Source organism: Rathayibacter sp. AY1C9, assembly GCF_002932315.1.
In the GTDB taxonomy this organism is placed as follows: Bacteria; Actinomycetota; Actinomycetes; order Actinomycetales; family Microbacteriaceae; genus Rathayibacter.
The window spans coordinates 12,611-31,249 of record NZ_PSVZ01000008.1 but is presented as its reverse complement, the minus strand read 5'-3'; the positions used below and the strand labels follow the sequence as shown (position 1 = coordinate 31,249).

Here is an 18,639-nt window from a genome sequence, read left to right as displayed (position 1 = left end):
TCAGAGGACCTTTGCGATCGCGCGGCGCTCGGCCGCGGGCGAGACCGCGAGCACGCCGCGGTCGGAGGGGAGGAGGTCGTCGAGCGCCTCGGCGTCGACGGAGGAGGCGACCACGGTGAACGCGTCGTCGGCGGCGCGGGCGGCGTCGAGCTCGGCCCGGATCGCGCCGCGCAGCTGCGGGTCGGTGACCGTGTCGAGGTCGTCGAGCACCAGGATCGGCGGAGCCGACTCCAGGGCCGACCGGACGTCGGCGACGGGGTCGGCGGCTCCGGCGAGGCGCACCAGCCCGACCCGGCCGCGCACGGCGGCGGAGCGGATCGGCACGACCAGGCCCGCGACCTTCAGGCGCCCGGAGTCGGGGGCGAGCCGACCGGCGATGCTCAGCAGCAGCGCGGTGCGGCCGGAGCGGTGCGGCCCGTGGACCACGAGGGAGGAGCCGGGAGCGACCCGCAGCGAGACGCCGCTGTAGACGGGACCGTCGGGTCCGTCGAGGCGGAGGTCCTCGGCCGCGATCACGTCCGTGGATCCGGGCTCCGGCCAGTCGGCCAGCGCGAGCTCCTTCGTGAGGCCCTCGCCCTCGACGTCGAAGGACGGGAGGATGCGGTCGAGCCAGCGCGGCATGTGCCAGGCGCGGTCGCCGAGCAGGTGCAGCACGGCGGGCACCAGCGTCATCCGCACGATGAACGCGTCGACGAAGACGCCCACGGCGAGCCCGAGCGCGATCGGCTTGATGTTGGTGTCCCCCTCCGGCACGAAGGCGGCGAAGACCGAGAACATGATGACCGCGGCGGCCGTGACCACCTTGGCCGAGCCGACGAAGCCCGACTCGACAGCGGCGCGCGCCGGCCTCCCGTGCACGTAGTCCTCGCGCATCCGCGAGACCAGGAACACCTCGTAGTCCATAGCGAGGCCGAAGAGCACGCCCATCAGGATGATCGGCATGAAGCTGATGATCGGGCCCGTCTTGTCGACGTGCAGAGCGTCCGAGAACCATCCCCACTCGAACACCGCCGCCACGGCGCCGAAGGACGCGCCGACCGACAGCAGGTAGCCCAGCGTCGCCTTGATCGGCACCCAGAGCGAGCGGAACACCATCGTCAGCAGCACCAGCGACAGGCCCACGACGAGCAGGCCGAACGGCAGCAGGGCCTTGGCGAGCGTGTCCGAGATGTCGATCCCGACCGCGGTCTGGCCGGTCACCGCGAGGTCGACGCCGTACTCCTGCTGGAAGTAGTCGTGCTTGTCGCGGATCTCGGCGACCAGCGCCTTGGTGGCCTCGGAGTCGGGGCCGCCCTCGGGGATGACCTGGATGATGCCGGTGTCGGCGGTCTCGTTGGGCGTCGCGAGCGGCACCGAGGCGACTCCGTCGAGCTTCTCGATCTCGCCCTTGAGGTCGTCCATCAGGCCGAGCGGATCGGTCGAGCCGATGATCGTGCCGGTGACGATGAGCGGGCCGTTGTAGCCGGCGCCGAAGTTCTCGGCGAGCAGGTCGTAGGTGGTGCGCGCGGGAGTGCCCTCGGCCTGGTAGCCGGCGTCCGGCAGGGCGAGGCGGAGGCTGAGCGCCGGGATGCTCGCGACGCCGAGCACGCCGATCACCGCGATGATCGTCACGATCGGGAAGCGCGTGACGACCCGGACCCAGCCGCGGAAGAACCCGCGCGGGACCTCGGCGTGCACGTGGCCGCCGGGGGAGGCGGTCGCCGCCTCCTCGTGCGCCTCGGTGTCGACGTGGGTGCCCGCGGCGGCGGCGGCCTTCGCGGCCTTCTTCTTCGCGCGGCGCTCCTTCGGGCGCAGCCGCGCGCCGGCGAAGCCGAGGAGGGCGGGGGTCAGGGTGAGCGCGATGACCACGGCGATCGCGACTCCGCCCGCCGCTGCGACGCCCATCGTGGTGAGGAACGGGATGCCCGCGACCGAGAGGCCGACGAGCGCGATGATCACGGTCAGGCCCGCGAAGACGACGGCGGAGCCCGCGGTCGCGGTCGCCCGCGCGGTCGACTCCTCCGGGTCCATGCCCTGCTTCAGCTGGTCCTGGTGGCGGCTGATGATGAAGAGGGCGTAGTCGATGCCGACCGCCAGGCCCAGCATCAGCGCCAGGAGCGGCGTGGTCGAGGAGATCGAGGCGAAGCGGGTGGCGATGAAGATTGCCGACATCGAGAGGGCGACGCCGAGCAGTGCGGTGATCAGCGGCATGCCGGCGGCCAGGAACGAGCCGAAGGTGAGCACGAGGACGACGAGGGCGACCACGAGGCCGATCGCCTCCGTGATGGTCACGCCGGGGAGGTTCTGGGCGAAGAGGTCGCCGCCGAGCGAGACCACGGAGCCGGCGGGCAGCGCGTCCTGGAGGGTCGTCGCCTCGGCCTTCAGCGCGTCGCGGCTCTCGGGGCTCGTGGTGGTGGCGGAGCCGTCCATCTGCGCGGTGATGACGAGGGCGTTCCCGGCGTCGGAGATCGTGCCGGACACGCTGTCGGAGTAGGGGTCCGTGACGGCCGCGACCTCGTCGACGTCGCCGAGCGCGGCGACCGCGTCGCTGACGGGGCCCTTCACGTCGGCGTCCTGGACGCTGCCTCCGTCGGGCGCGACGACCACGTACCGCGCGGACGTGCCGCTGACCTGGGGGAAGGTGCGCTCGAGCTGGTCGAGGGCGGTCTGCGACTGCGTGCCCGGGATGGAGAACGTGTTGTCGGTGCCCTGGTTGAGCAGCAGCGCTCCTCCTCCGCCCGCCACCACGATCAGCAGCCACAGGACGGCGACGAGGCGGTGGGCGCGGTACACGCGACGACCGAGACGGTAGAGCAGCGACGACACGCGGTCTCCTGACGATGGTGGGGAGGGTGGCGATACGTCTCTGTACCAGGGCGGAGCCGGGCTCCGATACACGAGCGTATCCGATACAGGACCGTATTCGATACGTGAATGTATCGGATAAGGTGAACGGCGTCGAAGGTGTTGACAGGGCGGGCAGGAGGCTGGTGATGACGGCGATCGACTCCACCCCTCCCGAGACCTCCCGCCGAGGCCGCACCCGCGAGCGCCTGCTCGACGCGGCCTACGACGTCTTCGCCGAGACCGGCGTGCACAGCGCGTCCGTCGAGCAGATCTGCGAGCGCGCCGGGTTCTCGCGCGGCGCCTTCTACTCCAACTTCTCCAGCAAGGAGGAGCTGTTCTTCGCGCTCATGGAGCGGGAGAACGGCGCCCGGGTGACCGCCCTCGTCGAGCAGATGGACCGCACGATCCCGCGCGTCGTCTCGGCCGACGAGCCGCTGACGGCCGAGACGCTGGCCGTGGTCATCCTCGACTTCCTCCAGGGTCCTGCCACCGACAACCGCCGCTGGTGCGTGGTCGAGTCGGAGTTCGAGCTGCTCGCGCTCCGCGACCCGCGGATCGCTCCGCAGTACCGCGACTTCCGCGCCGGCTTCGACGCCTCGCTCGTGCAGATCGTGCACGGGGCGCTGCGCCAGGTGCGCCGCGAGTTCTCCCTCGAGCCCACGACCGCCGTGCGCCTGCTGGTGGCGGGCTACGACGACGCGGTCAAGCAGTCGATCCTCGAGGACGAGTCGGAGCCCGCGTCGCTCGAGCGCCTGCGGGCGACGCTGACGGCGATCGTCCTCGCGATCTCGTCCGCCGACGCCTGAGCCGGGCCGGCTCTCGCGACGGCGGCCGCCGTACCCGACGGCCGAGTCCGCACCCGGCGGCCGAGCGGCCGCTGGGGAGTGCCGGGTCCGGTCCCCGCTCCTCCGCCCGCGCGACGAGGATGGACCCATGGAACTGCGTCAGCTCGAACACTTCCTCGCCGTCGCGAAGGAGCAGCACTTCACCCGCGCCGCGAGCGCCCTGCAGATCTCGCAGTCGGGCCTCTCGGCGTCGATCCGCGCGCTCGAGAGCGAGCTGGGCAGCCCCCTCTTCACCCGCAGCACGCGCCGGGTCGAGCTGACGCCGGCCGGTCGGGCGATGCTCGCGGAGTCGGAGCGCTCGGTCGCCAGCGCGCTCGCCGCCCGCGACGCGGTGCTCGCCGTGCAGGGGGTGCTCCGCGGGAGCCTCGCGGTCGGCACGGAGGAGTGCCTCGGCGGCGTGCACCTGCCGCGCGAGCTCGCGACCTTCCGCGAGCAGCACCCGGGAGTCGCGCTCCGGCTGATCCACGAGGGGTCCGGCACGCTGCTCGACTCCGTCGCCGCCGGCCGCCTCGACCTGGCGCTGGTCGCCGACATCGGAGCCGTGCCGGGCGGCGTGCGGACGATGCCGCTGGCGAGCGAGGGCTTCGCGGTGCTCGTGCGCCCGGGTCACCCGCTCGCGAGCCGCGTCGGCTGCCGCATCCCGGACCTGGCGGGCGAGACGATCGTGGGGCTGCAGGAGCACTGGGCGGCGAGTCACCTCGCGGCGCGGGCGTTCGCGGCGCACGGCCTCGCGTTCGAGGTCGAGCTCGAGGTGAACGACGTGCACACGCTGCTCGACCTGGTCGAGTACGGCATGGGGATCGCGGTCGTGCCGGCGCACTTCGCCGAGAAGCGCCCGGCCGGGCTGCGGGCGGTGGCGCTCGCCGATCCGCTCCTGGTGTGGCGGACGATGGTGGCGGTGCCGGAACGTCCGAGCGCCGCGGCCCGCGCGTTCGTCTCGGCCCTCCCGCAGCCGCTGCAGGACGCGGTCTGAGCCGGATCGTGCTCGCAACGGAGGAGGGACCAGCGCCGAGATCCCGCGATGCGCGTCGGACCGGTGCCTCGACCGGATCCCTCCTCCGTCATGAACGGGCTCAGTCGAGCGAGGCCAACTCCTCGGGCGTGAGCTCCAGGTCGGCCGCCGTGGCGGAGTCGCGGATGCTCTCGGGGCGGGAGGCGCCCGGGATCGGCAGCGCGACCGGGGCCTTCGCCAGCTCCCAGGCGAGGCAGACGACCTGCGGCGTCACGCCGCGGGCCTCGGCGACCGCCGCGAACGCGGAGTAGCGCGAGCCGAGCTCGCCCGCCGAGGAGATGCCGCCGAGCGGGCTCCACGGCAGGAACGCCAGTTTCAGCTCGGCGCAGAGCTCGAGCTCCGGCTCGCTGGAGCGGAACGACGGCGAGAACTGGTTCTGCACCGAGACCAGGCGCTCGCCGAGGATGCCGTGCGCCTCGCGGATCTGGTCCGGGTCGGCGTTCGAGATGCCCGCGCGGAGGACGACGCCCTCGTCGAGCAGCTCGGCCAGCGCTCCGATCGAGTCGGCGTAGGGGACCGCCGGGTCGGGCCGGTGGTACTGGTAGAGGCCGATCGCGTCGACGCCGAGGCGCTTCGCGGACGCGCGGGCCGCCTCCTTGAGGTACTCGGGGCGGCCATCCTGGTCCCAGGGGCCGGGCTCGCGCCGCAGGTGGCCGCCCTTGGTGGCGACGAGCACGGCGGAGGTGTCGCCGCCGTAGCTGCGCAGCGCCTCCGCGATCAGCAGCTCGTTGTGGCCGAGGTCGTCCTGGGTGGCGAGGTGGTAGGCGTCGGCCGTGTCGATCAGGGTCACGCCGGCGTCGAGGGCGGCGTGGATCGTGGCGATCGAGCGCTCGAGGTCCGGGCGGCCCTCGATCGACATCGGCATGCCGCCGAGTCCGATCGCGCCGACCTGGACGTCGCCGAGAGTGCGCTGCTTCATGAATGCTCCTTCGCAGTGGGGTGGGTGGTCACCAGGCGTAGTCCTCGGGGGCGGTCCGGTGGCCGGGGAAGATCTCGTCGAGGCGCGCGAGGGCCTCCGAGTCGAGGGTGATGTCGACGGCGGCGACGGCGCTCTCGAGCTGCTCGAGCGTTCGCGGCCCGGTGATCGGACCGGTGACGGCGGGCTGGTGGAGGAGCCACGCCAGCGCCAGCTCGCCGGGCGCCTCGCAGCGCTCGCGGGCGAACGCCTCCCACTGCTCGAGCGCGGGACGGTGCTCCTCGATCGCGGCGAGGGTGCGCTCGGAGGAGCGGCGCCCGCCCTCCGCGGTCTTCTCGAGCACGCCGCCCAGCAGTCCGCCCTGCAGCGGCGACCAGGGGATGACGCCGAGCCCGTAGTGCAGCGCGGCGGGCAGGACCTCGCGCTCGACGTCGCGGACGAGCAGGTTGTAGATCGACTGCTCGGAGGCGAGGCCGGTGAAGTGGCGGGCGCGCGCCGCCTCCTGCGCCTGGGCGAGGTGCCAGCCGGCGAAGTTGCTGGAGCCGACGTAGAGGACCTTGCCCTGCTGGACGGCGACCTCCATCGCCTGCCAGATCTCGTCCCAGGGAGTCGTCCGGTCGACGTGGTGGAACTGGTAGAGGTCGATGTGGTCCGTCTGCAGGCGGCGGAGGCTCTCGTCGAGCGCGCGGCGCAGGGTGAGCGCCGAGAGACGGCCGCCGTTGGGCCAGGAGTCGCGGCCGCGCTCGGCTCCGGGAGCGGCGAACTCGCCCATGTCGCCGAAGACCTTGGTCGCGAGGACGGTGCGCTCGCGGCGCTCGCCGCCCTGCGCGAACCAGCGGCCCACGATCTCCTCGGTGGCGCCGCGGCCGGCCTCGCCTCCGTACACGTTGGCCGTGTCGAAGAAATTGACGCCGAGCTCGTGCGCGCGGTCCATGATCGCGAACGAGTCGGACTCCTCGGTCTGCATGCCGAAGTTCATGGTGCCGAGGACGGTGCGGGAGACGGACAGGCCGGTGCGGCCGAGGTGCGTGTACTGCATGGTCCCAGTCGACTCCGGTTCGGGCCGCGTGTCCAACAGGTGCTCGGCATGGGTGCGATCGACGGGGGAGGTCAATCGGGGGCGCGCCGTCCAGGGGCCACCCCGCGCCCCGCCTCGGGCCTGCGCGTCGGCCGGGTCCAGCGGCCTCGACCGGATCGCCCGCAGCCCGCTGGGCGCGGTGGCGCCCGGCCGCCCGGGTGCCGGGTTAGAGTCGCGGAATGGTCCGGACGACGCAGCGCCTCGTGATCGCCCTCTCCGCCGTGGTCCTGCTCGCCGGCTGCACGGCGGAGGCGACGAGCCCCGCCGCCCCACCCGCCGAGCCGACCGCCTCCACCGCACCGCCCGCCGCCGGAGCCGAGTCCACGCCGCGGCCGGTGCCGAGCGTCTCGACCACTCCCGCACCCGTCGAGGACGTCTCGGGCGAGTGCGTCGTCCAGGCGCTCGACGAGGGGACGCTCGACGGCGTCGACCTCGAGCGCGTGCGCGACCGCGGCACCCGCGTCGGCGCGACCGGGACGGCGAGCACCGCCTCCGACGGCGCCCCGGCCTCCTATCTGGTGGCAGCGGGCGACATCAGCGAGCGGATCGCGGACCGGTTCTGCATCAGCTCCGACTTCCTCTCCGCGCTGAACTCAGTGCGCCGCGACGGCGTCGACATCGACAGCCTCTACGGCGGCGACACCCTCAACCTCCGCCCGACGACCGTCCTGAGCGTCGGCGACCAGAACGGCCGCGTCCTCGACAACGCCGAGCCCGACGACCTCCCCGCGCAGACCGGCTGACGCCGCTCCCGCCCGCGCCCGCCGCCACTCCTCGCGCCTCGCAGCAGCACGCGACCACCGCGGAAGGCGCGGATCCGACGGCACGTGCGCGGCGCTCAGCCCAGGACGCCGATCAGGACCGCCGACACGGCGACGGTCGCCGCGAGCCCGGTCGTCCGCGAGCGGCGGCGCGCCGAGTCCTCGAACCACGGCAGCCCGTCCCAGCGCAGCACGGCGCCGGCCGCCCCGGCCGCGGTGAGAGCCACCAGCACGGCCCAGGGGAGCAGCGTCAGCGCCGACCAGTCGACGAGCGCCCGCCCGAGCAGCAGCACGGCGACGGCCTCGACGCCGCGGGCGAGCGTCCGGACGCGGTCGCGGTCGAGGAACCCGGCCGCCCGGCGCCGGGGGATGCTCCCCAGGGCGAAGCGGCCGACGGTGAACGCGACGACGAGCAGGACGAGGATCGAGGCGATCATCACGACTCCTCCCCGGCGCGCTGCAGCAGGCGCAGACCGAGCTCGTCGACCGAGCTCGCCGTGTCCCCGTTGACGAACACGGCTAGGCCGCGCTCCCGGTCCATCGCGAGCATCGTCGAGTAGCCGGAGGTCCCTCCGTTGTGCCAGGTCACGGATCCGCCGTCCTCCGACTCCGAGGTGAACCAGCCGAGGCCGATCCGCGCCCCGTCGGCGTCGAATCGGGGATCCAGGACGCTCGCCGCGGGCACGCCCAGCGCGGGGTCGTCGGTGAGGAGGGCCTGCGCGTAGCGGGCCATGTCCGCCGCCGTGGAGCGGACGCCGCCCGCCGGCGCGTAGCCCGCCATCGTCCACGCGTCGACGGACCGCCCGCTCGCCGAGAAGCCGGTCGGCGCGTCGGCGGGGAGGGCGTCCGCGGTCTCCGGGACGGAGGTCGCGGACATCCCGAGCGGAGCGAGGACCCGCTCGCGGAGGAGGTCGGCGTAGTCGCGGCCCTCGGCGCGGGCGAGCGTCTGGCCCAGCACCGCCGCACCGAGGTTCGAGTAGGCGTGCACGTGCTCGCCCTGGTCCGCCTCGGCGGCCTGCCGGAGGACGTCGTCGGCCGACCAGCCCGCGTAGGGGTCCGTGCCGCGCAGCTGGGCGAACAGCGTCGAGGCGAGGTCGCCGACACCGGTGGGGAGGCGCGGCAGGCCGGAGCGGTGGGTCGCCAGCTCCTCGAGCGTCCCGGTGAAGCCGCCGACGTCGGCGTGCTCCGCGGCGGGGTCCTCGAGCCCGACCGTCCCCTCGGCGGCGCTCCGGGCGAGGAGGAGCGCGGTCATCGTCTTCGTGACCGATCCGATCTCGACCTCGGTCCGCTCGTCGGCTCCGAGTCCGCCGTAGCGCACGCCGTCGGGCGTGACTACGGCGGCGACGAGGTGGTTCCGCGCCCCGTCTCCGACGTCGGTAAGGAGCCACTCGGCGATCTCGGCGTCGCCCGTCGCCTCGGTCGAGAGGGTGGGAGCGGAGGGGCGGAGCAGCACTCCGCCGAGCAGGACGACGGCCGCGGCGGAGGCGGCGGCGAGGGCGAGGCGGCGGCGGGTCATCGGGGTCCTCCGGAGGCGAGCAGGATCACGAGCAGGGGGACGAGGCGCTCCGGCGGGACGCCGTAGCGGCCGCGGCCGCGCGCCTCCAGCCAGCCGGCGGCGACCAGCTGGTTGACGTGGTGGTAGATCTGCCCGGTGGTGCCCGCGCCCTCGCTCTCGGCGAGCTGGGCGACGGTCTCGACTCCGCCGGCCACCGCCTGCAGGAACCGCAGACGCACGGGGCTGCCCAGCGCGGCGAGCGCGGTCGGCCCGGGGCTCGCTCCCCAGTCGCGCTCGAAGAACGCGTCGGTGCTGAGGCCGTACTGCCACTCGACGGGGCCGGCCGGAGTGGCGACCGAGCCGGCGAAGACGACTCCGCCGGGAGAGGGCAGGCGCTCGCGGAGAGCGGTCAGGGCCCAGAGCGGATCGTCGGCGGCGGGCGCGGCGGGGGTGTCGGCGCGCTCGAGGCGGTCCATCCGCGCTCGGAGCTCGTCGACCTCGCCGGCGAGGTCTCGGGAGGAGGTCATGCTCCACTTTTGCAAACATTCCGTAATCACGGAACTCCGGACCGGAGCCGGTACCGCAGGAGTCGCGGTGGTCCAGCTCGACCACCGCGACTCCTGCGGACTCGGATCGCCCGGAGGCTCAGCCGAAGTGGCGCGGCAGCACGGCGCCGTTCACCGAGCGCAGCTCGTCCAGCGGCAGCGTGAAGAGACCCTGCACCTCGACCGCGGGGGTCGCCGCGTCGGTCACGCCGATGCGCAGCACCGGGTAGCCCCGGCCCTCGCAGAGCCCGCGGAACTTCACGTCGTCCTCGCGCGGCACCGACACGAGCACGCGGCCGGTCGACTCCGAGAACAGCGCGGCCGTCGCGTCGACGCCGTCGCGCTCCATCAGCTCGTCGAGCCAGATGCGCGCGCCGACGCCGAAGCGCAGCGCGGACTCGGCCAGCGCCACCACGAGCCCGCCGTCGGCGAGGTCGTGGGCGGAGGCGATGAGCGACTCCTTCGCGCCCGCCGAGATCAGCTCGGCCAGCGCGCGCTCGGCGGCCAGGTCGAGCTGCGGGGGCAGCCCGCCGAGGTGGTCGTGGATCGTGCCGGCCCACGCGGAGCCGTCGAGCTCGTCGCGGGTGGTGCCGAGGAGGTAGAGGTTGTCGCCCTCGTCCTGCCAGCCGGAGGGGATGCGGCGCGCGACGTCGTCGATCACGCCGAGGACGCCGACGACGGGGGTCGGGAAGATCGGCACGTCGCCGGTCTGGTTGTAGAACGAGACGTTGCCGCCGGTGACGGGGATCTCGAGCTCGAGGCAGGCGTCGGCGAGCGCGCCCACGGCCTCGCGGAACTGCCACATCACCTCGGGGTTCTCGGGGCTGCCGAAGTTGAGGCAGTCCGAGACGGCGACCGGGGTCGCTCCGGTGACGGCGACGTTGCGGAACGCCTCGGCCAGCGCCAGGCGGGCGCCCTGTGCCGGGTCGAGCTGGCACCAGCGCCCGTTCGCGTCGGTCGCGACCGCGAAGCCGAGGCCCGACTCCTCGTCGACGCGGACCATGCCGCCGTCGTCGGGGTAGCTGAGCGCGGTGTTGCCGAGCACGTAGCGGTCGTACTGCGAGGTGATCCAGCTCTTGTCGGCGAGGTTCGCCGAGCCCAGGAGCGCCAGGGTCTCGGCGCGCAGCGCGTCGCCGCCGGTCGAGCGGGGCAGGCGGGAGGAGGAGTCGGCCTGCAGCGCGTCGAGCCAGGAGGGGTACTCGATCGGGCGCTCGTAGACCGGGCCGTCGACCGCGACGGTGCGCGGGTCGACGTTGACGATCTCCTCGCCGTGCCAGTTGATGATGAGGCGGCCGGAGTCGGTGACCTCGCCGAGCACGCTGGTCTCGACGTCCCACTTGCCGACGACCTCGAGGAACGCGTCGAGCTTCTCGGGCGTGACGACGGCCATCATCCGCTCCTGCGACTCCGACATGAGGATCTCCTCCGCCGTGAGCGAGGGGTCGCGCAGCAGCACCGAGTCGAGCTCGATGAACATGCCGCCGTCGCCGTTGGAGGCCAGCTCCGAGGTGGCGCAGGAGATGCCCGCGGCGCCCAGGTCCTGGATGCCCTCGACGAGGTCCTTGCGGAACAGCTCGAGGCAGCACTCGATGAGCACCTTCTCGGCGAACGGGTCGCCGACCTGCACCGCGGGGCGCTTGGTCGGTCCGCCGTCGGCGAAGGTGTCGGAGGCGAGGATCGACGCGCCGCCGATGCCGTCGCCTCCGGTGCGCGCCCCGAAGAGCACGACCTTGTTGCCGACACCGCGGGCGTTCGCGAGGTGCAGGTCCTCGTGGCGGAGGACGCCGACGGCCAGCGCGTTGACGAGCGGGTTGCCCTGGTAGACCGAGTCGAAGTAGGTCTCGCCGCCGATGTTCGGCAGGCCGAGGCAGTTGCCGTAGAAGGAGATGCCGGCCACGACGCCGTGCACCACGCGCGCGGTGTCGGGGTCGTCGATCGCCCCGAAGCGCAGCGCGTCCATGACCGCGACCGGCCGGGCGCCCATCGAGATGATGTCGCGGACGATGCCGCCGACCCCCGTCGCCGCACCCTGGAAGGGCTCGATGTAGCTCGGGTGGTTGTGGCTCTCGATCTTGAAGGTGACGGCCCAGCCCTCGCCGACGTCGACCACTCCGGCGTTCTCGCCCATGCCGACCATGAGGTTCTTCTTCATGGCGGGGGAGACCTTCTGCCCGAACTGGCGGAGGTACATCTTCGACGACTTGTAGGAGCAGTGCTCGCTCCACATCACCGAGTACATCGCGAGCTCGCCGCTCGTGGGGCGGCGGCCGAGGATCTCGCGGATGCTCGCGTACTCGTCGGGCTTGAGTCCGAGGGCCGCGTAGGGCTGCTCCCGCTCGGGCGTCGCCTCCGCGTTCGCAGTGGTGTCGGGAACGGCGGTGCGGCTGTCTGCCATGTGCTGGAGGCTCCAGGGGAGGGGGACGGGATGCGCGTCGATCCTACCCGCCGCGGTCGCCGGGGTCCGGGCCCTCCGGTGGAGCGGTGCGGGCACCGGCGCCTAGGATCGGGCGGGTGAAGCGGGCGGCTCTGATCGGGACCGTGCTGTGGGGGCTCTACCAGTGCTTCGGGAACCTCGGAGCGGCGAACATCTCGTCGGACGAGCCCGTGTACCTCGCCGCGGGCTGGGACTACCTGCACGGCGACGTGAGCGCGAACCTCGAGCATCCGCCGACGGCGAAGTACCTGATCGGGCTCGCGCAGGTGCTGCTCGGCGAGGGGCTGCTCGCGGGCAGGATCGCCGCCGGCGCGGCCGCGTTCCTCACCGGGGTGGTGCTCTGGCTCTGGTTCCGGCGCGAGCTCGGCCCGACGCTCGCGCTCGTCCCGGCCGGCCTGTTCCTCCTCCTCCCGCGCACCGCCGTGGGCGCCGGCACCCGGATCGACCGCCTCGCGCTCCTGGAGCCGTTCATGGTGCTCTTCGCCGTCGCGGCGATGGCGGCGGCGTGGACCTGGTCGCACGCCTCCCCGGGCAGGCGGAGCGGCTGGCTGATCGCGCTGGCCGGTGCGCTGCTGGCGCTGTCGGTCACCTCGAAGCTGACCACCGCGGTCCTCGCGCCCGTGCTCCTGCTGCCGCTGCTCTGGTCGGGGAGCAGGGCCCGGGCTCTGCGGGGCGGCCTCGCCCTCTCCGTCGCGTTCGTCGTCACCGGGGTGCTCGCCTACCTGCCGGTGCACCCGGTCGAGGCGATCCGGTACCTGCTCGAGTTCCAGTCCGAGCACAACGCCGACGGCCACCTGATCGAGGTCGCCGGGACCGCGTACGTCTTCCCTCCGTGGTGGGCGAACCTCTGGTTCATGGTCGTCGGCATCGGGCCGGCGGCGCTCGCCGTGCTGCTCCTCGGGACCCTGCTGGCCCTGCTCGCTCCGCGGCGCCGCGCGCTGGTGCTCTACCTGGGCGCCGCGACGCTGCTCCTCCTCGTGTTCCACCTGGCGATCAGCTCGGTCGCGCTGCCGCACTACTACGCGGCGTGGGCGTGGCTCCTCTGCGCGCTGGCGGGCATCGGCATCGCGGAGGCGCTGCGCGGCGGGATCGTGCTGCCCGCACCCCTCGCCCGCGGCGTCGGCGCGGTGCTGGTGGCCGCCTCCCTCGTGATCGCGATCGCCACCTCGGCGGGGATCGCCCAGGAGCGGCCGACCGGGATCGCGCGGGTGGCCGACGTGCTGCGCGAGCGCGGCCTCGACGGCGGCCTGGTCCTCGCACAGGGCATGTCCTCGGGCGTCTACGTGCCCTACCTCGGCGACCGGGTGACGACCGATCCGTCGTCAGCCGGGATCGTCGCCATCGCGATCGAGCGGTCGGCGCGCTTCCCCGTCGATCCGCGCGTGTCCGCCTACCTCGAGTCGGCGCGGCCCGAGACGGTGCGGCTCGACGACCTCACCCTCGTGCTGGTCGACGGACCGCTGCCGTGACCGCTCACTTCGAGCGGCAGGCCCCCGGATCGACGGCATCCGTCAGCGAGGCGGCCTGCTCGACCACGGGAGTGAGGACCGAGAGCGGGATGGCGTAGCCGACGTTGTCGACGGAGGCGGCCTTGCCGAAGACGACGCCCGACACGGTGCCCTCGAGAGAGAGCAGCGGGCCGCCCGAGTTGCCCTGGTTGACGACGGCGGCGAGGGTCAGCACCTCCCGTGAGGTCGGTGCTCCGTCGACCATCAGCGAGACCGTGGCGTCGGAGGAGATCTCGGCCGAGCCGAGGGTCAGCGGGCCGCCGAAGGGGTAGCCCGCGACCACGGCGTCGTCCCCGGCGGCGACGGCGTCGTCGAGCGGGAGCGGAGAGGCGTCGAGCCCGTCGACGGCGATCACGGCGAGGTCGGCGGCCGGGTCCAGGTAGACGACGCGGCCGGTGCGCGGGGCCTCGCCCGGCGCCTCGACGACCGGCTGCGAGACTCCGCCGACCACGTGCGCGTTGGTGATCACGCGGTCGTCCGAGACGACGAAGCCGCTGCCCGTCACTCCGACGTCGCAGGCCCAGGCCGTGCCGGAGACGCGCACGACCGAGCGGGTGGCGGCGGCGACCTCCGGGTCGTCGGTCGAGACGTCCGGGATCGCGGGCGCCTGGGTGGGAGCGTCGAGCGCCTCGACGACCCAGGACGTGCCCTCGTCGACCACGGTCGACTGCAGTTGGGCGAGGAAGGCGCGGACGGGGGAGGGGGTGAGGTCGTCGATCGTGCGGATGACCGTCGATCCGGCGACCGAGGTCGTGACGAGGGGGACGCCGAGGAGGGAGACGGCCGAGGTGACGGCGATCCAGACCAGGCCGGAGATCGCGACGCCGGCGACGCCGCCGGCGAGCCGGTCGAGCAGGCCGAGCTTCACGCGGTCGGCTCCGCGGCCGATGACCGCGCCGAGCGTCGCTCCGATCGCGTAGCCGACGCCCAGCAGCAGCACGGCGGTGCCGATCACGGCGAGCAGGCGCCACTCGCTGCCGGCCGTCCACGACGAGACGGCGGGCACGGCGAACGAGGCGCCGATCGCGCCCGCGACGATCCCGGCGAGACCGCCGAGGGTCCGGAGCAGGCCGCGCCGCAGACCGTCGACGAGCGCGCCGATGAGGCTCAGCACGACGATGACGTCGACGATCACGGATGCACCCACGCGGAACTCCTGCCGGTGTCGGGGACGGGTCCTCCAGCATGACCGACGCGGGATGCGCGGACGCCCGGAGGCGGCTGGCAGTCCGCGGCGGCTGCGGTGCGCGGGGACGCCGGCGGCGCGGGAGCCGGACGCCGCCGGCCGTGCACTGCCGCCGAGAGGGCGGTGCCCCCGGGAGGGCGGTGCCCCCTAGAAGAACGAGATGCAGTACGGCGTCGCGATCGGCGCGAACAGGCGGTCCATCCGCCCCGCCTCGCCCGTGACGCGCGCCAGCCCGGCCTTCGCCAGGATCGACGGCCGCACCGAGCCCAGCAGCAGCGAGCCCAGGTCGGCCACGTCCAGCGCGAGCTCGGCCTCGTCCCCGGTGCGCTCCACGGTGGCGGAGCCGCCCGAGGCGGTGAGGCGGTAGCGGCCGTCGGCGAGCCCGAGCCCGTCGGCCACCTCGACCACGACCGAGCCGTCAGTGGTCCACGGCCGGGCCGAGAACGCGGCGGCGACGTCGAGGATCCGCAGCCAGATCAGGTCGCCCACGTGGCTCACCTGGACCACGCGTGCGTCGCGGAGCGCCCAGGTCAGCGGATCGTCCACCGGCGCCATGTCCCAGGTCACCGCGGAGGCGAGGTCGACCGCGCCGAGGTAGCCCCAGAGCGCGAGGTAGGCGTCGGCGCCGGGGGCGACGAGGTCGACGATCTCGAGGGTCTTGTCGTCCTCGGGCCCGACCGCGCGGTAGGTCACGAAGCCGTCGAGCGTCCCCTCCTCGTCGAGGTGGACGGCCGAGCGGACGTCGAGGCCGGGCGCGGTCTCGCCGGACGCGGTGCCGACGGAGTTCGCCTCGTAGCGCGACTGGCGGGTCAGCGAGCCGGGGGTCGACGCCTGGAACGCGGCGAACACCGCGGGGATGCGCGGCTGCAGCCAGCTCGTCGCGACCACCTCGACGCGACCGGCGGGCTCGGTCTGCAGGCCGAAGCGCGGTCCGGTGTCGACGCGGATCGAGCGGGTGAAGGCCGAGCGGCCGAAGCCGAACCGGCGGTAGATGGAGGCCTCGCTCGCCGTGAGCGCGGCGACCGGGGTGCCGGCCTCCTTCGCCAGGCGCAGGTCCTCGGTGATCATCGCGCGCAGGATGCCGCGGCGCCGGTGCGTGGGCCGCACGGTCACCTGCGAGACGAGGTGCGCCGGCAGCTCGCGTCCCCCGCCGACCTGCAGGGCACCGGGGAACGCCGCGTAGGTGCCGACCGGCACGCCCGCGCCGTCGAGTCCCTCGGGGGCGGAGGAGTCGACGACCGCGGTGAGCACGCGCTGATCGGCGACCATGTGCTCGGCCCAGTCGCGCAGCTTCTCCGGCGTGAACTCCTTCTCGTGGAAGCCCGCGTTGATCGCGGTGGCCCACGCGGCGGTGGCGGCGTCGGGACCGCCCTCGTCGTTCAGGGCGGCGGGGAAGCGGCGGAGGTCGAGACCGGTGAGAGGCATCCGTCCAGCCTATTCACCCGGGGTGCGCGGGGGCTGAACCGGTGCGCGAACGGTCACCGCGACGGGCGCGCCCGTAACGCGGACCGCCGTCAGAGCACGGTCCACCGCTTCTCGAGCGCCGCGTCCACCGCCTGCGCGAGCTCGTCCAGCCGCCGGGAGTCGAGGCGCCCCGGGACCGCGGCCGCCCGGATCCGCCCGCTCATCGCTGCGATCGCCGAGCGCCGCCGCGGCAGGGTCGCGGTGAACGCGCAGTCGCGCAGCAGCACCAGCAGCTCGCCCGCCCGGCCCTGCGCCTCCGCGAGGACCTCGAGCCGCCGCTCGAACGGCGACTCCGGGACCGTCACGCGCAGGAACCCGTCCGGATCCTGGAACGCCGCCGGCGGATCCGGGACCCGCGCGAGCAGCGCCAGCGCGGCGCCCAGCTCGTCCAGACCGCCCTCGTGCGCCAGCTCCCGCAGCCGCGAGTCCACGTCGTCGGCCGGCCCCGCCCCGAGCTCCACCGTCCGCAGCACGAGCGCGTCGAGCCGGCGCTCCTCCTCCTCGCCCGGGACCGACGGAGTCGCCGACCACCACGAGAGCACCGGAGTCGCGGCCACCGCGTGCTCGCCGATCCGCCGCTCCAGCGCGATCAGCAGGTCCTCCCGCGCGGCGAGCGCCACCAGCGCGTCCACGTCGAGGTGGAGCAGGGTGCCCGAGGCGGGCGGCGCCACCAGCCGGCGTCCGGAGGGAGGGACGGTCTCCGCCCGCGTCCTCGCCCCGGGTCCGCGCTCGCTCGCCCGCAGGATCTCCTCCTCGAGGGTCCGCCGGGGTCGTCGTCGTCCGCTTCCGCGTGCCATGCCGTCACGCTACCGTCGGCCGCATGACCCGGTTCCTCGCCCTCCTCCGCGGAGTGAACGTCAACGGCCGCACCGTCCGCAGCGCCGAGCTCGCCGAGACGGTCGCCGGGATCGGCGTGGACCGGGTGCGGACGGTCCTCGCGAGCGGCAACGCGGCCTTCGACTCCGATCGCCCGGCCGCCGAGCTGAAGCCCGCGCTCGAGGCGGCGCTCGCCGAGCGGTTCGGCTACGACGCCTGGATCGTGCTCGTGACGCAGGAGGCGCTCGCCGCGGTGCTCGCCGCCTATCCGTTCCCGCGGATCGACGAGGAGGCGCATCCGTACGCCGTCTTCGGCTCGGACGAGGAGGCGCTCGACGCCGCGCAGGCCGCGATCGGCGAGCCGGATCCGGCGGTCGAGCTCGTCGCCCGGGGTGCCGGTGTCCTCTACTGGCGCTGCCCGCGCGGCTCCTCGACGGACACTCCGGTCGCGAGGATCCTCGCCCGTTCCGCCTACCGCTCGAGCACCACGACCCGGAACCTGCGCACCGTCGAGAGGCTCGCGACGGCGTGACGTCCGCGGCCGTGGCGGGGCCGTCTCCGGGCTCCGCGAGCGGCACCTCGGGGCGCCTCCGACCTCGGGAGGCGAGGAATCGGGGCTGAGAGCACGCACATTCTTTGGTTAGGCTGTCCTTAGTGCCGGTCCACTCGGACCCTGCGCCGCCTCCCGCACAGCCTCTCGAAAGGGACCCATGCCCCGCGCCACCACGCCCCTCGCCCTGCTCGCCGCCACCGCGCTGACGATCGGCCTCGCCGGCTGCAGCGGCTCGGCCGCCGGAGACGACGCCGCCGCCGACAGCGGCTTCACGCCGATCACGATCGAGCACGCTCTCGGCACCACCACCATCGAGTCGGCGCCCGAGCGCGTGGCGACGGTCAACTGGGCCAACCACGAGGTCCCGCTCGCGCTGGGCGTGGTCCCCGTGGGCATGGCCGCCGCCAACTTCGGCGACGACGACGGCGACGGACTCCTCCCCTGGGTGAGCGAGAAGCTCGACGAGCTCGGCGCCGAGACCCCCGTCCTCTTCGACGAGACCGACGGCATCGACTTCGAGGCCGTCTCGGACACCGACCCGGACGTCATCCTCGCCGCCTACTCCGGCCTCACGCAGGAGGACTACGACACCCTGAGCGAGATCGCCCCGGTCGTCGCCTACCCCGAGACCGCCTGGGGCACCTCCTGGCGCGACATGATCACGCTGAACAGCGAGGCGATGGGCAGGGCCGACGAGGGCGCCGCCCTGATCACCGAGCTCGAGAGCGAGATCGAGGAGAAGGTCGCCGCGCACCCGCAGCTGGCCGGCACCTCGGCGATGTTCCTCACCCACGTCGACCCGACCGACCTCAGCCAGGTCAGCTTCTACACCTCGCACGACACCCGCCCCGCGTTCTTCGAGGACCTCGGCATGGCCACCCCGGGCAGCATCGCGACCGCCTCCGCCGCGACCGACAAGTTCTCGCTCACGCAGAGCGCCGAGCAGGCCGACGCCTTCAGCGACGTCGACGTGATCGTCACCTACGGCGCCGACGAGCTCGTGAGCACCCTCAAGGCCGACCCGCTGCTCTCGCAGATCCCCGCGGTCGCCGACGACGCCATCGTGCGCCTGCCCTCCACCCCGCTCGGCACCGCCGCCAACCCGACGCCGCTCTCGATCTCGTGGGTCCTCGACGACTACCTGGACCTGCTCGACGAGGCCGCCGCCAAGGCCGCGCAGAGCACTCCGGCCGCCTGAGC

General features: G+C 73.8%; 16 protein-coding genes. 6 read left to right on the top strand and 10 right to left on the bottom strand.

The genetic code is table 11. The annotated features are described in order from the left end of the window. Positions 1–2,805 carry an MMPL family transporter gene (locus C5D09_RS07705; protein WP_104247473.1) on the bottom strand — a complete coding sequence of 935 codons (2,805 nt, stop codon included), beginning with the start codon at positions 2,803–2,805 and terminating at the stop codon, positions 1–3. Between the two features lie 167 nt (positions 2,806–2,972). Here C5D09_RS07705 and C5D09_RS07700 point away from each other — a divergent pair, with 167 nt between their 5' ends. Together C5D09_RS07700 and C5D09_RS07695 are read left to right on the top strand one after the other, a co-directional pair. Continuing rightward, positions 2,973–3,632, top strand: coding sequence for a TetR/AcrR family transcriptional regulator (locus C5D09_RS07700; protein ID WP_104234269.1), 660 nt, complete (start codon positions 2,973–2,975; stop codon positions 3,630–3,632). 127 nt (positions 3,633–3,759) lie between these two features. After that, positions 3,760–4,644: a LysR family transcriptional regulator gene (locus C5D09_RS07695; RefSeq protein WP_104222755.1), complete on the top strand. Its 885-nt coding sequence runs from the start codon at positions 3,760–3,762 to the stop codon at positions 4,642–4,644. Positions 4,645–4,744: 100 nt separating this feature from the next. Here the strand turns inward: C5D09_RS07695 and C5D09_RS07690 are convergent, their stop codons facing one another. Together C5D09_RS07690 and C5D09_RS07685 are read right to left on the bottom strand one after the other, a co-directional pair. After that, positions 4,745–5,602, bottom strand: a complete 858-nt coding sequence (locus C5D09_RS07690; protein WP_104269018.1) for an aldo/keto reductase — start codon at positions 5,600–5,602, stop codon at positions 4,745–4,747. A 28-nt stretch (positions 5,603–5,630) separates the two neighbouring features. Continuing rightward, complete coding sequence (locus tag C5D09_RS07685; RefSeq protein ID WP_104269017.1) at positions 5,631–6,638, bottom strand: aldo/keto reductase; 1,008 nt, start codon at positions 6,636–6,638, stop codon at positions 5,631–5,633. Between the two features lie 218 nt (positions 6,639–6,856). Here C5D09_RS07685 and C5D09_RS07680 point away from each other — a divergent pair, with 218 nt between their 5' ends. Continuing rightward, positions 6,857–7,420, top strand: a complete 564-nt coding sequence (locus C5D09_RS07680) for a hypothetical protein (protein ID WP_104269016.1) — start codon at positions 6,857–6,859, stop codon at positions 7,418–7,420. Between the two features lie 95 nt (positions 7,421–7,515). On the opposite strand, the gene C5D09_RS07675 is transcribed toward C5D09_RS07680, so the two are convergent. The 4 genes from C5D09_RS07675 to purL all read right to left on the bottom strand — a co-directional run bounded on the left by C5D09_RS07675 (position 7,516) and on the right by purL (position 11,873). After that, on the bottom strand, positions 7,516–7,875 hold the full coding sequence (locus tag C5D09_RS07675; protein WP_104269015.1) for a hypothetical protein: 360 nt from the start codon (positions 7,873–7,875) through the stop codon (positions 7,516–7,518). Continuing rightward, positions 7,875–8,954: a serine hydrolase gene (locus tag C5D09_RS07670; RefSeq protein ID WP_104269014.1), complete on the bottom strand. Its 1,080-nt coding sequence runs from the start codon at positions 8,952–8,954 to the stop codon at positions 7,875–7,877. Before C5D09_RS07670 ends, C5D09_RS07675 begins: the two co-directional genes overlap by 1 nt. After that, positions 8,951–9,460 carry a winged helix-turn-helix domain-containing protein gene (locus tag C5D09_RS07665; RefSeq protein ID WP_104269013.1) on the bottom strand — a complete coding sequence of 170 codons (510 nt, stop codon included), beginning with the start codon at positions 9,458–9,460 and terminating at the stop codon, positions 8,951–8,953. The genes C5D09_RS07670 and C5D09_RS07665 overlap by 4 nt, the downstream gene beginning before the upstream one ends. A gap of 118 nt (positions 9,461–9,578) precedes the next feature. After that, positions 9,579–11,873 (bottom strand): phosphoribosylformylglycinamidine synthase subunit PurL, encoded by a 2,295-nt coding sequence (gene purL / locus C5D09_RS07660; protein ID WP_104234263.1) that lies wholly within the window; start codon positions 11,871–11,873, stop codon positions 9,579–9,581. Positions 11,874–11,989: 116 nt separating this feature from the next. On the opposite strand from purL, the gene C5D09_RS07655 reads away from it, so the two are divergent. Further along, positions 11,990–13,381 carry a glycosyltransferase family 39 protein gene (locus C5D09_RS07655; protein ID WP_146084419.1) on the top strand — a complete coding sequence of 464 codons (1,392 nt, stop codon included), beginning with the start codon at positions 11,990–11,992 and terminating at the stop codon, positions 13,379–13,381. 4 nt (positions 13,382–13,385) lie between these two features. On the opposite strand, the gene C5D09_RS07650 is transcribed toward C5D09_RS07655, so the two are convergent. The 3 genes from C5D09_RS07650 to C5D09_RS07640 form a co-directional block, all read right to left on the bottom strand. Continuing rightward, positions 13,386–14,567, bottom strand: coding sequence for a MarP family serine protease (locus C5D09_RS07650; protein ID WP_244230541.1), 1,182 nt, complete (start codon positions 14,565–14,567; stop codon positions 13,386–13,388). Positions 14,568–14,753: 186 nt separating this feature from the next. Beyond that, positions 14,754–16,031 (bottom strand): GNAT family N-acetyltransferase, encoded by a 1,278-nt coding sequence (locus C5D09_RS07645; RefSeq protein ID WP_104269011.1) that lies wholly within the window; start codon positions 16,029–16,031, stop codon positions 14,754–14,756. 89 nt (positions 16,032–16,120) lie between these two features. Next, the gene (locus C5D09_RS07640; RefSeq protein WP_104269010.1) at positions 16,121–16,867 is read right to left on the bottom strand and encodes a DUF2254 family protein; all 747 of its coding nucleotides are present in this window, start codon (positions 16,865–16,867) and stop codon (positions 16,121–16,123) included. A 23-nt stretch (positions 16,868–16,890) separates the two neighbouring features. Here C5D09_RS07640 and C5D09_RS07635 point away from each other — a divergent pair, with 23 nt between their 5' ends. Both C5D09_RS07635 and C5D09_RS07630 read left to right on the top strand, forming a co-directional pair. Next, positions 16,891–17,418 (top strand): DUF1697 domain-containing protein, encoded by a 528-nt coding sequence (locus C5D09_RS07635; protein WP_104269009.1) that lies wholly within the window; start codon positions 16,891–16,893, stop codon positions 17,416–17,418. A gap of 178 nt (positions 17,419–17,596) precedes the next feature. Next, positions 17,597–18,637, top strand: a complete 1,041-nt coding sequence (locus C5D09_RS07630) for an iron-siderophore ABC transporter substrate-binding protein (RefSeq protein ID WP_104269008.1) — start codon at positions 17,597–17,599, stop codon at positions 18,635–18,637. Positions 18,638–18,639: the final 2 nt, after the last annotated feature.